At 42.8% G+C, this 14,320-nt stretch carries 12 protein-coding genes; 4 read left to right on the forward strand and 8 right to left on the reverse strand.

Features of this window, described 5'->3' with window-relative positions; genetic code table 11:
• Positions 1 to 28 precede the first annotated feature (28 nt).
• Positions 29 to 946, reverse strand: coding sequence for a ribokinase (gene rbsK, locus QYC40_RS00560; RefSeq protein WP_301991813.1), 918 nt, complete (start codon positions 944 to 946; stop codon positions 29 to 31).
• 176 nt (positions 947 to 1,122) lie between these two features.
• Here rbsK and QYC40_RS00565 point away from each other — a divergent pair, with 176 nt between their 5' ends.
• The gene (locus tag QYC40_RS00565) at positions 1,123 to 2,592 is read left to right on the forward strand and encodes a hypothetical protein (protein WP_301991814.1); all 1,470 of its coding nucleotides are present in this window, start codon (positions 1,123 to 1,125) and stop codon (positions 2,590 to 2,592) included.
• 7 nt (positions 2,593 to 2,599) lie between these two features.
• On the opposite strand, the gene QYC40_RS00570 is transcribed toward QYC40_RS00565, so the two are convergent.
• Both QYC40_RS00570 and QYC40_RS00575 read right to left on the reverse strand, forming a co-directional pair.
• Complete coding sequence (locus tag QYC40_RS00570; RefSeq protein WP_301991815.1) at positions 2,600 to 3,103, reverse strand: hypothetical protein; 504 nt, start codon at positions 3,101 to 3,103, stop codon at positions 2,600 to 2,602.
• A 400-nt stretch (positions 3,104 to 3,503) separates the two neighbouring features.
• Positions 3,504 to 4,598: a helix-turn-helix domain-containing protein gene (locus tag QYC40_RS00575; protein WP_301991816.1), complete on the reverse strand. Its 1,095-nt coding sequence runs from the start codon at positions 4,596 to 4,598 to the stop codon at positions 3,504 to 3,506.
• A 418-nt stretch (positions 4,599 to 5,016) separates the two neighbouring features.
• Here QYC40_RS00575 and QYC40_RS00580 point away from each other — a divergent pair, with 418 nt between their 5' ends.
• From QYC40_RS00580 to QYC40_RS00590, 3 genes are read left to right on the forward strand one after another with little or no spacing between them, the layout of a single operon-like run.
• Positions 5,017 to 6,504: a carboxypeptidase-like regulatory domain-containing protein gene (locus tag QYC40_RS00580; RefSeq protein ID WP_301991817.1), complete on the forward strand. Its 1,488-nt coding sequence runs from the start codon at positions 5,017 to 5,019 to the stop codon at positions 6,502 to 6,504.
• The gene (locus QYC40_RS00585; protein ID WP_301991818.1) at positions 6,413 to 8,455 is read left to right on the forward strand and encodes a SusC/RagA family TonB-linked outer membrane protein; all 2,043 of its coding nucleotides are present in this window, start codon (positions 6,413 to 6,415) and stop codon (positions 8,453 to 8,455) included. Before QYC40_RS00580 ends, QYC40_RS00585 begins: the two co-directional genes overlap by 92 nt.
• A gap of 17 nt (positions 8,456 to 8,472) precedes the next feature.
• The gene (locus QYC40_RS00590; RefSeq protein ID WP_301991819.1) at positions 8,473 to 9,861 is read left to right on the forward strand and encodes a RagB/SusD family nutrient uptake outer membrane protein; all 1,389 of its coding nucleotides are present in this window, start codon (positions 8,473 to 8,475) and stop codon (positions 9,859 to 9,861) included.
• Between the two features lie 87 nt (positions 9,862 to 9,948).
• Here the strand turns inward: QYC40_RS00590 and QYC40_RS00595 are convergent, their stop codons facing one another.
• The 5 genes from QYC40_RS00595 to QYC40_RS00615 form a co-directional block, all read right to left on the reverse strand.
• On the reverse strand, positions 9,949 to 10,803 hold the full coding sequence (locus tag QYC40_RS00595; RefSeq protein WP_301991820.1) for a hypothetical protein: 855 nt from the start codon (positions 10,801 to 10,803) through the stop codon (positions 9,949 to 9,951).
• 28 nt (positions 10,804 to 10,831) lie between these two features.
• On the reverse strand, positions 10,832 to 11,752 hold the full coding sequence (locus tag QYC40_RS00600; protein ID WP_301991821.1) for a hypothetical protein: 921 nt from the start codon (positions 11,750 to 11,752) through the stop codon (positions 10,832 to 10,834).
• A gap of 305 nt (positions 11,753 to 12,057) precedes the next feature.
• Positions 12,058 to 12,312: a hypothetical protein gene (locus tag QYC40_RS00605; protein ID WP_301991822.1), complete on the reverse strand. Its 255-nt coding sequence runs from the start codon at positions 12,310 to 12,312 to the stop codon at positions 12,058 to 12,060.
• 440 nt (positions 12,313 to 12,752) lie between these two features.
• Positions 12,753 to 13,703, reverse strand: coding sequence for a hypothetical protein (locus QYC40_RS00610; RefSeq protein WP_301991823.1), 951 nt, complete (start codon positions 13,701 to 13,703; stop codon positions 12,753 to 12,755).
• Between the two features lie 2 nt (positions 13,704 to 13,705).
• The gene (locus tag QYC40_RS00615; protein ID WP_301991824.1) at positions 13,706 to 14,305 is read right to left on the reverse strand and encodes a hypothetical protein; all 600 of its coding nucleotides are present in this window, start codon (positions 14,303 to 14,305) and stop codon (positions 13,706 to 13,708) included.
• Between the last annotated feature and the right edge of the window lie 15 nt (positions 14,306 to 14,320).

Consider the following 14,320-nt stretch of genomic DNA (forward strand, 5'->3'; position numbering starts at 1 on the left):
GGTTTAAAGGTTATCCATCCCTAATGACTTAGTCAAAGTAGGTCAGGAGAATTTCATTTCTATATGGAATAGAAGACTGAGCTCCCATTTTTGTCACAGCAATAGCAGCCGCGCGGCAGGCAAAAGTAACCGCATTTTTCAGGCTCTTGCCTTCTGATAATGCAACGGCAAACGCTCCGTTAAATACATCGCCTGCGGCGGTACTGTCTACTGCTTCTACTTTTGGCGCTTCAATATGCTGCACATCGTCTTCCGTTAGCAAAATAGCACCTTCTTCGCCCAAAGTGATAATGACCGTTTTGACCCCCAGCGCTTGAATTTTCTTCGCCGCAGCAATGGCGCTATCCACATCGCTGATGGGATGCTTGGATAAGGCTTCCGCTTCGTGCGCATTCGGTGTAATGATATCTATCTTATCCAACAATTTGGATACTGCCGCATTCATGGGTGCGGGATTTAAAATCACGGTAATCTGCTTCGAGCGCGCATACCTGATGGCCGCCTCGACCGTTTCCATCGGAATTTCCAACTGCACCAGCAATACGCCAGCCTGAGGATACTTGTCGAAAGCATCCTGTACGTTCGCCTCGTTCAAGAAAGCGTTCGCCCCAGGAGCAACAACAATGCTATTTTCGCCCTTATCATCCACCGTGATCAAGGCAATGCCCGAAGGGCTGTTCATCTCTGCATAGATCCCGCCGATATCGACACCTTCATCGTCGAAAATCTTTGATGACTGCTTCCCGAAGATGTCATTGCCTATCTTGCTGATGAACGTTACATCGCCACCGAGACGAGCCACAGCAACGGCCTGGTTGGCGCCTTTGCCGCCGGGGTTCATAAAAAAAGTACCCCCCAAAACGGTCTCCCCTGGTTTAGGAATATGACCTGTTTTGACGACCATGTCCATATTTGTGCTGCCGACTACGACTATTTTATTTTTCATGTTTGCTTAGGTTTATTTGAAAAGATTCCTAAAATTAAATGCAAACCCATAAATAAAAAGACAAAAAGTTTAGTTATCATATATTCCTAATTGCAATAAATGCTATTAAGTAAGGTTGCATTTTATTAATAATTAGTATATTAGTGTTTGTAAAACCTACAATTTTCGATAAACCTATGTCCTACCAAGATCTTGAAAAACTGATATATTCCCTGTCCTCATCGGAGAAAAAGCAATTCCAGCTCTATACGAACCAATCGAAGAATGAAAAATACTATGCATTGCTCTTCCAAATCATTCTGGAACATAGAAACAAGCAGGGTTCCCAATGGCAGCAGGATTTTCGACATCGATATCCCGGCGTATCCTTAGAAAGCACGGCAAATTACCTCTTTAAAGTACTTACCGATGTGCTGTTGCAAATCCGGATCGAACAAGACTCCTGGTTTCAACAGTATTATGGTCTGATGAAGGCGCGTTTATGTTTCGAACGCTCTATTCCAGACAAGGGTCTGAAAGAGATACAGGCGGTATATAAAAAAGCGAATCAAACGGAAAACTTCATTAATAAATACAGCGCGTTGCGCATGGAATTGGACGTGCTTCACAGTTCAAAATTCTCGAATTATAATGAGCAGGAAATCGTCGACAAGCAAATGGAGGCGAAATTGGCGCTTCAATCCATTCGCGAAGTGCAGGAGCATTACAGTCTTTACGAGCAATTAAATATCCGTTTGGCCCATAACCCTACATTGGATCAATATACAGATGATTTGATCCTTGGCGAGTTGAGTTTATCTTTTCGGGGCAATAAGAGCCGCTTCGAAACACAGAAGCTACATTTGCTTTTTCAGGCTTTTTATTTCATTCATAAAGGCGAGTACCGCTCGGCATTGCAGATTTTTAAGGAGCTCTCGAAGTTATTTGAAGCGAATCTTTCCATGTGGAACTTCCCACCCTATGATTACCTATCAACATTAGATGGTATCTTGAACAGTCTTGGAAATATGAGGCAATACACGGAAATGCAGGGTTACATTGATAAGCTGGCTGAGTTGCAGCGAGGCAATTATACCGAACATTTTCACAACCTGGCAAAGCTTACTATCGCTTGCTATGAATTGCAGAAGCTGCTTGGCGAGCGGAAGATTAGCGAAGCGGCAGAATTTATCCAAAATGCCAAAGAAAGTCACCTGCAGATCCATATCGGGGATGTGGAGAAGACCATGGAATGGTATTTCTTACTGGCTTCCACCAGTTTCTATTCCGGTAATTATGCAGCATGCAAAAAGATATTGAATGAAATGTTTGATCATTGTGTCCATGGCACGCGCTACAGCATTTATCGAGCGGCCAAATTACTCTATCTAAAAACAATATACGAGCTGCACGATTGCGATTACATGGAATCGGAAGTGCGCGCACATAAAAGGCAGTTGCAGAAACTCGGCAAGCGGTATAACACGGAAAACATGGTATTTCGATTAATTGCGACCGAACCAAAGCGGCGTGGCAACGAATGGAAAAGGAAAACGCTCGGCAGCTATCAAAGTCAATTGATGGAACTGCAAGCCAACCAAAAGGGCGAGCCACTATTGCGTTATTTCGACTATGAGAGCTGGGTGAACCGATTACTGAAAACCTAACAGCATGCTAGGAGCGTTTTTTTGCGCGCTGAATCAGTTTTAATAAATAGTCTCTGTTTTTTGAAGAGCTGACACCTTTTGGAAGGCGGCTACCTATGCTGCGGTTCATATACAATATTCCCGAGCGTCGGCGGTGCTGATCTTTGATATGTCGTTCGATAACCTCCAAGTGTTGTTCATTATATGCCCATAGCAGTCCATGCACCGTGTCCATTTGATACCAAACGCTGAAACCAAAGAAGGGATCGATTGGCACATTCATATGGAGAACGCGACCGTATACAGCTTTCCCACGGCTGTTCTGGTAGAAGAGAACTTTCGGTGTATTCGCCAGCCGTATCGCATATCCGCAAGAAGAACACGAAAACCGAACCCGCTCTTCGATTTCATCTCTCGACGCATTCGCCATCGCCCCAATAACCAATGCTTTCTTCTGACATTTTGGACATAGCACATCAATGCGCTCTATAAAATCGCTATTTTGAACCGAATAGGCGTTAACTGACTCCATTTGTTAATTCGTAGATCGTTTTTATTGTAGGGTAGATGGTCATATCTTATCGCAAAGATAGAGCTTGATAAGCGCAGCACTAATACCTAGTATCAGGTATTTTTTAATGTTTGGTTATTCATTGTACGAGAATCTGACGGCTCTTGTTTTGGTTAGTCCCCTTTCAAAGCCCTTTCAAACCCAATGTATAACCCTTTCATAACCGCTCGGAAAGGGCTAAGCATTGGGTGTGGAAGGAGAGAGGATGGGGATTTAGACCTTTGATATTAGAACGTGTCTTGAACCAGGATAGGAAGGATTTAAGGGTTGGCAGTATCGGGCGTGTTGTCTTCCGTTCCTGATATTCAAAACAGACAGGGGTCTAAAATCTAACGTCTAAAATCTCATATCTAATATCTAATTATGGAATCTTCTTTGTTTTTTTGATTACTTTTTCCCTATAATCGTGGGGGCTGCATTTCTTTTCGATCTTGAAATGCCTGTAGAAGGAAGCTCGTGAATTGAAACCACATTGAAAGGCCAGTTCGTCGATAGCGATATTCAGCACCTCTTTTTCCAATTCCAGACAAGCCGCGTCGATTCGTAGAATATTGATGGCTTGTATAAATCCGAATCCAAATAAGCTTTTGAATAATAGATTAATCTGTTGCTGCGTTAATTTGAGATCTTTTTTTATTTTCTCGACGTTGAAGGCAGCGGCTAGATAGGGGTGAGTTGCGAGATATTGCAAGATTTTCTCTTGGTCGTTGCTGTGGGGGAGGTTTGTTTTAATCCCGATGGAGGGAATCGCTTGCTGAATATGATTAATCCTGCTGATCAAGCTGCTGTCGGAACTGAGATGACGATTCAGGAGGTTGAAGAAATAGTTGTGTATGATTATCATGACGATCAACATGATCAGGTAGACGAAGTTGCTGGATGCGCCATAGGTTTTAGACAGCGAAGATCCGTTGTAGGACAGGGCATAGGGTATTTCGAAGGAAGCCAACAGCAGCATCATCATGGTAAAGAAGAAGTACTTTTTTTGATTCGGATTATTCTCTCTCACCTTCGAGGTTGCTTTAAACAAAAGGACGGTGGGATAGAGAAGCCAACTGATGCCAAAGGAGATGTATAAGATTTTTAGATAAGCTATGCCGTATAGGTTTCTGAATTCTTCGGAAACAAGAAAGATAATATAGACGCTTAGAAATAAGAAAAAGGGCAGAAGATTGTAGAAAAGGGTCTGTTTCGAGAATTTGTCGTGATCCATAGAAACAAATAACTGGAAAAGTAAAGGGCCGTAAATCAGGCCGACCGGCGCGCCCAGATCGACATACCTTAATTGGGGTATAATTTCTCTGAAGATGCCCCCATAAAGCGCATGAAGTCCAACAAGGCAGTTGAAAATAAGAATGACTTCGTCGAATTTTGTTTTTAAGGGGAGTCGTTTGTAGTAGCGTAAATTAATACAGCTAAAAACGACGATAACCGTAAATAAGATTAAACTGAACATGGCAGTCGATTTAAGGCAGATGTAAATTTCCTCTCGTCCTCCCGAACCTATCGCCAAAGTTAATCATCGATAGGCATGTGTGATAAACAATTTCTTAAAATCTGTATCAATTTTCTCGATTTGAAGAGAATCGGCAAGATGTTGCGAAAAAATTGAAGCCGAAGAAGGACGAGCTGTGAATACCTGCATACAGATTGTTCGGCGCTCTGCGTATATATTTTACCGCTTTCCTCATAAAAATATTCTATTCTCATAACAAAATGGTTACAATGACGTTAAAAGTATAGCCGTTCGTTCTGCTGTGTAATAAATTAGGATGCTTTTTCCTTATTGCTTAAACGTTTTACCTAAACCGTCCATAGCCGTTATACGTAGAGTGATTTATGATTACGATTCTTTTAACATTTTATTTAAACATATGATGCAAAACCTCTATTATTCACTCTTCATGATCTGTGCGCTGATATTTTATGGGCAGCGTAGTGAGGCAAAAAATCTAAATAGCCTCCATCGGAATCACTTAAATTCGACTAAGCTGAAGTCCATTGCTAAGTTAGACTCTATCAAAATTACAGGAAAAGTAACTGACGCCAATGGCACTGCCTTGGAAGGGGTGGTGATTACGGAGAAGAACACGACGAACTCCAGTATTTCCGATAAAGATGGTGCTTATGAGCTCTCCGCGGGAGCTAGCGGCACCTTGGTGTTTCTAAAGTCAGGCTTCCAAACAAAAGAAGTGCCCGTAAATAATCAAAAAGAAATTATTGTGAGCTTATTGGCTGGTGAAGACAAGCCGGAGGCTGCGGCTGAGCAGGACACTTTGAAAAAAGAAGTGCCTGATACGGTTGCGAAGCAAGTTCCCAAATCTAATGTACAGGCTCCGACAACGCAAGCTCAGGGTACCGTTAGTGGTACAGTTTCTGGCCCGTCGGGTCCTTTAGCTGGCGTTACGGTACAGGTGCGGGGCACGAGTGTGAGCAGCAGTACCGATCAAGACGGGAAGTTTGAAATTGCGGCGTCGCCAGGGCAGACCTTAACCTTCAATTCGGTGGGCTATGCCCCTAGTAGTCGGACAGTGGGCGATAGCAAGACGCTTCAGGTTACTCTCGAAACGGAGACCAATACCATTGAATCAGTACAGGTCGTTGCTGTTGGTTATGGTACGATGAAACGTGCAACCTTGCCTACGGCGGTATCCAGTATTGGCGCCTCGGAAATTGAAAATGAAGTGTTGCCAAGTATTACACAAGCTATCCAAGGGAAAGCCGGCGGTGTGCAGGTGACGCAGAAATCGGGTTCTCCAGGTTCAGGAATTAATATCCGCGTGCGTGGTACGACCTCTATTAATGCGAGTTCAGATCCCTTATATGTGGTTGACGGTATTCCAGTGAACAGCACGACAAACTTTACCGGGGGTTCGAGCTTTGAGCTTGGAGGTGGAACGCAGGGTATCAATGTGTTGGCATCGATCAACCCTTCGGATGTGCAATCCATTGAGATATTGAAGGATGCGGCTTCGTCATCCATTTACGGATCCCGCGCGGCTAATGGCGTGGTGCTGATAACGACAAAAAAAGGAGTTGCAGGCAAAAGTGAGTTTAATTTCAATATGTATGAAGGCTTTTCGAATGTTCCGCGCGAGCGCTATCATAAAATGATGAATACCACGCAGTATCAGGATTACATGACTGATATGTATAAATATGTGAAGGAGAATAATCCCAATGCGACGATCTCTGATCAGATTTTTGCAAATCCGGATGTGAATACGGACTGGCAGGATGCGATCTTCCGCACCGCTCCAACGAGAAGCTATGAGCTATCGGCGAGCGGCGGCAGTGAGAAAACGCAGTATTACACTTCAGTTGGCTATATGCGACAGGGGGGGGGTATTGTTGAATTCTGATTTCAACAGGCTGAGTGGCCGTTTAAACCTGAATCATCAGCATAATGAGAAGTTGCGCTTTGCTGCTTCGATTAACCTGACACGTGCTATCAATCAGCGGGTTCAGGAGGAAAACTCCAAAGAGGGTCCGACGAAGAACGGGATTTTCTCGCCACCTAATATCGGAATCTATGATGCGCAGGGGAATTATGCTTATGATATGGTCACGAGAACCCGTGAGAACCCTGTAGCGATGTTAGAATTGCCGACCAACGAAGCGAATACTTTCCGTGCATTAGCGAATGCAAGTGCTGAGTATAGCTTTATTCCTGAATTAACGTTGAAGACGAGCTTTGGAACCGATATCAGTTTTATCGACGAGACCTTCTTTATGCCACCAATCGGGCTTCGCTCCTGGGCGAGTCGTGGAGGTGTAGGCGCAAGAAGAAATACCAGAGACCAGTTATGGATCAATGAGACGACTTTGACCTACGATAAAACGGTAGGCGATCACTACTTCAATGCCTTAGCAGGGTTCTCGGTGCAAGAGTCTCGATTGGAATTTGTACATGGGCAGCGTTCGAATTTTCCGAGCAACGATATCAATCAGCTCGTTGCGGGCGGTATAGTCGATAATGCGAACGCCTTTCCTGAGGAATGGGCGATTGCGTCGGCGTTTGCCAGGGTGAATTATAATTACCTGGAAAAATATATCTTAAATCTAAACTTGAGAGCTGATGGCTCCTCGCGATTTGGTGCGGATAATCGTTGGGCATATTTCCCATCGGTTGCTGCTGCCTGGAGAATTAATCAGGAGGATTTCTTAAAAGACAATAAAACCTTCAGTGATTTGAAGCTTCGTGCAAGCTGGGGTATTACCGGGAATCAGAACATTGGTAACTATGCTAGCCGTTCTCTGTATTCTGCGGGGAATAATTACATGGGCGTACCGGGATTTGTTCCGAATGTCTTGGGAGATCAAGGCTTGAAATGGGAAACGACCATGCAGTGGAATGTGGGTACCGATGTTGGTCTTTTCAATAACCGAATCTCTTTATTGGCAGATTATTACCATAAGAAAACGACTGACCTGCTATTGGGCATGCCGATTCTGCTGAGTTCAGGATTCGGGACTTATTTTACGAATGCTGGTAATATCGAGAATAAGGGTTTTGAGTTCGAGTTAAGTTCAAAGAATTTAGTCGGTGAGTTTAAATGGTCAACTTCCTTGAACATGACTTTCAATAGGAATAAGATTTTGAAGCTTGCGGATGGTGTTGACGAAATGTTCGGTGGTATCGAAGGGGTGAACCGTGCGCGGATAGGCGAGCCGCTGGGTGTTTTTTACGGATATAAAGCGGTAGGTGTGAATCCGCAGACGGGTATGATCGATTACCAAGCTCATGACGGCTCTGTTGGTCCGCCGAAGGATAATAATTTCTATAAGATTGGCGATCCGAATCCCCAGTTCTTCGGAGGTATCAGCAATAACTTCAGCTATAAAAACTTTGATTTAAGTATCCTGGGGCAATTTACCTATGGCAATGATATCTTGAACTATGGTTTAGCAAATGGTTTGGAAGGCTATAATGTGAGCTCGAATGCATTCGTAGACTGGGAGCGGAGATGGAGACAGCCGGGCGATATAACCGATGTACCTAGACCGACGCCGAGCAACTCCGACAATGGTAAAGTATCTACTCGATTTATTCAGGATGGTTCTTTTTTCAGGATTCGTAACGTGACGTTTGGCTATACCTTGCCAGAGTCTATTTCGGAAAAAATCAGAATGAAAAAGCTTCGCTGGTATTTCACCGTACAGAACGCTTATGTCTTTACGAACTACAGAGGTTTTGACCCCGAAGTAAGCTCGAGCCATGGCGGCGCGAATGCAGGTCTTATCTATGGATATGACTATGGAAGTTATCCGCAGCCAAGAATGTTTACTACCGGCTTTAACATCACGTTCTAACTATAATTGCAAAACACATGAAAAAGAATATAATCAGATTATTAATATGTTGCGGATTAGGGCTATCGGTTGCTTCCTGTGACAAGTTTTTAGACCGCGAGCCATTGGGACAGATCGGTGCGAGCGAATATTTTAAGACGGAAACGAATGCGAATTCTGCAGTCATGGGAATGTACCGGACGATGATGAATTCCTTTTCTTTCGGTCAATCCTTTATCACGGTTCCGGAGTTCTCGGCGGTTCATATTGAGCATTCCGCGAAATTTCAGGAGTACGAGTTGATGGCGATTCATAAGATCAATACGGTGAATCCATGGATGAAGAATATATGGCAGGCGGCCTATACAACCATTAACGCGGCAAACAATATTATTGCGGAGGTTCCTAATATGGCTGAGGGATCGATTTCGAATGAAAAGAGAGATCAGTTTGTTGGGGAAGCGAAGTTTGTGCGCGCGTTGAACTTTTTCTTCTTGGTTCGTGCGTTTGGTAATATACCAGTGCCATTAACGGCGACGAAGGAGGGGACAGCTCATGATTTGGATCAGTCGGCACCTGCCGAAGTGTACAAGCAGATTGTTCAGGATTTGACAGATGCGAGCAGCTTACTGCCTGTGAATAATCCGAATACGGGTGATGCCGTTCGTGGAAGAGCTTCGCATTGGGCAGCAAAGGCGCTGTTGTCGAAGGTTTACTTATATCAAGGTTCATTGACGAATGATTACTCAAAGGCAGCAAGTTTAGCGGAGGAGGTTATCAAATCTGGCAAATATTCGTTGGCTAGTGATTTCAGCTCGATATGGATAACAGAGAATAGTGCGGAAGCGATTTTTGAGCTTCAGTTTGATGGTCAAGCAACTAATCCCTTGGCCTCTGTCGCAAATAACAATGCGAGTGTTTTGTTCTTTGCAAAAGAGCCTTTCATTGATGGCTTGTTTGAGGCGACAGATAAGCGGAAGGCTTTTTCCTATAAAAAAGAGGCTTTGAAGACTGACCCAAAGACTACGAGAGCGTTTATGGGGAAATTTCCAAACTTCTCTCCGGCCAGTCAGAACTTTCCAGCAATCCGATTGGCGGAGCTGTATTTAATTCATGCGGAAGCGAAAGCCAGAGTTGACAACAGTGTCAGCGCGGCATCTTACGCTTCTTTGAAAATGGTTCAAGATCGCGCAGGTATCAGCAAGCCGATCAGCACCTACACAAGCTTGGCGGATTATATTACAGCCATACAGGATGAAAAAGAGCGAGAGCTAGTTTTTGAGGGGGAAACTTGGTTTGATCAATGCCGTACGAAATACGCTTTGAAAAAGCACAGTACGTTGACCAGTGAGAACTTTTTCCTATATCCAATCCCTGTGGATGAGATTAATCAAAGTAGTAAATTAAAGCAGAATCCGGGATATTAATAGGATTCGATAGGTATAGCGCTCAATAGCATTGGGCGCTATATTTTTTTCTAGATAGTCGGGTTTTAAGTGTCGTGAAGAAGTGTGTTACGGCTCGATGGATCGAAGAAATTGCTCCAGGTCGCTTTCTTTCGGTAGTTCGAATTTCTGTTTTAAGCGGTATTTGAACATTCTTACACTTTGAGCTTCAATATGCAGCACCTGCGCTATTTGTTTCGTGCTCATCTGAAGGTAGATATATGCGCAATATCGTAAATCAAGGGCGGTAAGTTTATTATTGGATTTCTCCATGAGGCGTTGGAAGAAGTTGGGATGGAGTTGAGAAATCTGCCAGCGAATGTCTTCGAAGTCCGCATTTAGCAGCGCTTCTTCTTTTAAAAGTTTGTTGATGTCTTGTGCATCTCCTGCTTGCAATTTCAGTTTAATCTGCTTGAGCATGTCATTCTTATGCTCAATTAATAAGCTATTAGCTAAAGCTTCTTTTTGTAGTTGCTGATGTTTCAATTCGAGTAGGTCTTGTTCGGCTTTTAGTCTAGCCTGCTCTTCTTTTTCTAGCCGTACCTGCATCTTTGCTGTTTGTTCAGCATCCTCCTTTTCCTTAGCGAGTTTCTTTTCCCGCTCGATGGAGTAGCGTAATTTATAATGATACGACCGGAACATAAATCCTAATCCCAACAAAGCCAATAGCGCCACGCCTCCATAGAGGTAGTTCATGGTTTGCCGTAGATTCGCGGTTTCCGTCAAGAGTTTGAGCTGCTGATCCTTCTTTTCTGTCTCGTATTGCATTTCAAGCTTCTGCGCATTGAATATCTGAAGCTGATCAAAGTTCTTTTTTAACACTTCTTCAGCTTTTTCTTGACAGGCTATCGCTGTTGGGTAGTCTTTCTTTTTTTTACTGATGTCGACCAGGCCTTTATATAGCGTATGCTCTAACCAAAGCATGCTATTGTCGTTTTGCTGCTCAAATTGTTTAACCTTCTAAGAGGTAATTTTCAGCGGTTTCCAGATCGCCCTCCGGCATAGCAAATTCGCTCTTTATTCCGTATATATTCACCCAGCGTTTGAACGGCGCTCGCTTTTCCTCTAAGGTAGTCTCCGCTATTTTAAGATATTTGTAGGCCTCGACTTTTCGGGTAGTCAGGGACTCCGAGGAATGTTCTAGGAGATAATTTGCGAAATTGATCATCATGATGACCAGCGTGCTGCCGCTCACTTCTGTGGGATGGCTTTGATATGTTTTATATGCTTTTTGTAGGTAAAATTGATTACTATCCAAGTCGGATACTTTGTTGTTTTCTCGGAAGCGAAAGAGGTAGATGGCAGATAGACCTAGATCTACATTGGCTTTGTAATTAGGATTTCCACTTTGCTGCGCATACTTATCACATTCTTTGATATACTGCATCATCTTATCTTCGTCCTTCCATCCGCTATAGGTAGCATATAAGAGGTAGTTTAGATGATACTTGAGGTCTAGGTGTCCTTCTTGGTTTTCTATAAGTTGGAGCCCTGTTATAGCGTCTTTTACCACCTCGTCCGGCAAATTGAAAAAGCTATTTAGCAGACTTTTGAATCGAAAAGCTACCGCTTTGGAAACCGGGCTCTTCGCATTCGGTAGAAATTCAAGGCTTTTTTCAATAGCTTCTCTCGCCAATTTCACACTGTCAATATTGATATAAAGCCCGCCTAAATATCCATAAAGCTGTGTGAGATCATCCTCCGTATTCTTTGGATTAGCAATCGCGTTCTCTATAGTTTTGATACCCTCATCAAACTTATTCTTCTGCGAGAGTTGCTCCACCTTACTTATGCACTTTTCAGTAGATTGGCGTAGCACTTGCGCATGGGTAGAGAATGATAGCAGTGATAAAATGGTGAGAATAATTCGCATAGGTGATTGACTATTAGTATATACAATCTATAAATTATTTTCTAAATAGCCCTGATGGGATCAGTTTGAAGCGAGTGCGTTTATTGGACTAAAAGTCCGTGGAGCACTTTCAGGTACATTTTGGTAGATAAAATGTATATACGAATGTATGTAGTCTGTATTGGAGTATAACAAGCGATTAGCCCCAAATGTAGCAGATATGGTCACATTCGTTAAATCAAGTTCTCATGCATAATTGGTATTCAATAAGTACATAAAAAAGCCGTCTTTATGGACGGCTCTAAATGTCTTTATTTTTTGAAAGCTTATATAACGCGCTGCGTTCTAGTACGCAGCTCTTGCTTAATTTCTCTTAATTTTAATAATCCTGGAAGCGTACTTAAAATAGATGCAATCACTAACACAGGCAATACAATATCCTGTTGTTGATTCAAATAGATCGTTGCGAAGCTCAACATGATGATATTTAACATCAAAGAAGCTAATACGAAATTATAACTATTCCTGCGTTGAATATTTAGTTGTCTATTGCTTAACTCAGAGACATTATAATTCTTCATGATCTATTTCTAAATTTTAACCTAGCATCAGTACACATTTTAGTAATGTACCAATGGAAAGTTTAAACTTAGGAAATAGTAGGAGTAAGTGCAATAGTTTTTTTTACTTTTATTCAAAGCTTTTTAAAAGATTAAAGAAAAGCTGTAGAAAATAAGCCACATGCGCTATCGATTTTCAGTCATTACATAACATTTGTAATGTATCATGTAACAACCGCCATTACACGTTTCTGCCGGACGCGTAATGGCTTATTGGGGATAACCTTAAACAATCAATGTTAAAATCATCAAAAAAAACAGTGTTGTTTAAGCCAATTGGTTGTCTACATGTTTGCATGTTTTAATTTCCTGCTGTTCTAACGCATCGCACGTTTTTAAACGGAGTTTGAAGGATGTTGAAACTTCCTATGATATTGATGTTTAGCAATTCAGTTTCCATTCTATTGAAGAAGGCGTTTGAGAGGTAAAGCTCTGGAACCTGCATTAATCAACGGAGGTAAAGCTATTATCTCATTGGAAGTCCACACGTTAGCAGAGTTTCCGAAGCTATTTCCAAAGTCTAAGCTTAGTAGCTCAAATATACTGATTGCATTACCCTGTCCATTGTAGTTGAAACGGAGTTTATTGCTCGGGTAAGGAGCTGCTGTTCCGCTAGCGGGGTATTCATAATAGCCCAATCCACCGACATTTCCCCTACTTCCCGAATGGGATAACAGATTGTCGTAGTCTGCTTCCGTAGCAATGCGCCATACGCCTTCCGGATACACTAAGCTGCATGGGTCTACATCTTGATCTCGAACGGCCCAGTTTTCAGGAAGGTGCGCTTTGAAAGCGAAGTAACTATTACGACTGCTATTGTGGTTGTAGGTGTGGTTAAAACGGTAAGGGTTGTGCCCCGCTTCATAATAGATATTCTGTCTTGCCCATTTTACGGTTCCCACGGTTAACGCGGATTCGATCATATCTACACTAACTGTACGACTTACTCCTAAAGACGAATTAGCTAAATTGACCGACGAAAGCACAACTGGCGTCGTAAAACTGCGTATACTGCCGTCATCGATATGGATGCTGAGTTTATTTAAGATAACCTGAAAATTGTTGATTGTATTCGGATTAGCGGTATAAAAGTAAGCAACGTTGCGGTCGCCATAAGCATATCCCGGCACTTGTTGAAAGTTAGAAGATACCGGCGTTGCGGAATAATTTCCCTCGTTGCTGACTGCGCCAGTAAATAGATTTAATGTCACTTTCCCAAAATAATTACCACCAAACGTAATCTCCGCGGCGCTCAGGTCTGCAAACATTCCCATGGTGTTTAGCTCGACGGCAACTCTGGATAACTTATGTTTAAAAACAATACCTAATGGCGTGTTTCCCGTATTGGCCACTTCTATGGTGTCTGTAGCATAGAGTAAGTCATAGTCTCGCCTGTAGGTATGTTTGGAGAAAGGGGGTCGGAGACATTCGGCAATGGGATGCTATTATCTCTATTGTAGGAGTATGCGATCCATCGATAGCTAGCACCTTTTACAACATCAATCTTTAGCTCCGTGCCGGCGGTCGCTTCGACATTCGCATGCAAACTGCCATCCATATTGCAAAGCAGCATCCTGAAGAGGATTCCTGAGGCTACAGACTCTGCTCTGATACCTCCAGACGACTGCTTATTCTTACTTGATGATATCAGCCTGATCTTATCGTTTGTCTTATATTCATCGCGTTTAACATCGATGACATAATCGAGCGCCCCCTCGGTTTGGATGGTCGGGCGAGTAAGTATGGAACTTCTCACGTTGCTTGATGCCTTTTGGCCGTTTGGATTATCTTCAGTCGCGATAGTCTCAGTTCCGAGAATGGAAACCGTCAATCCTGCGAGTTTAGATGGGTCGATCTCGTTAGAAACTTCCCTAGAGCAAGATGTTAAAATGAAGATGTAGAGGATCAAAAGCCCTATTATTTGAAACCTCTTATATATAATACGTTTTTTCATGTGAAAATCTATGTC

The sequence above is a fragment of the Sphingobacterium sp. BN32 genome (genome assembly GCF_030503615.1).
In the GTDB taxonomy this organism is placed as follows: Bacteria; Bacteroidota; Bacteroidia; order Sphingobacteriales; family Sphingobacteriaceae; genus Sphingobacterium.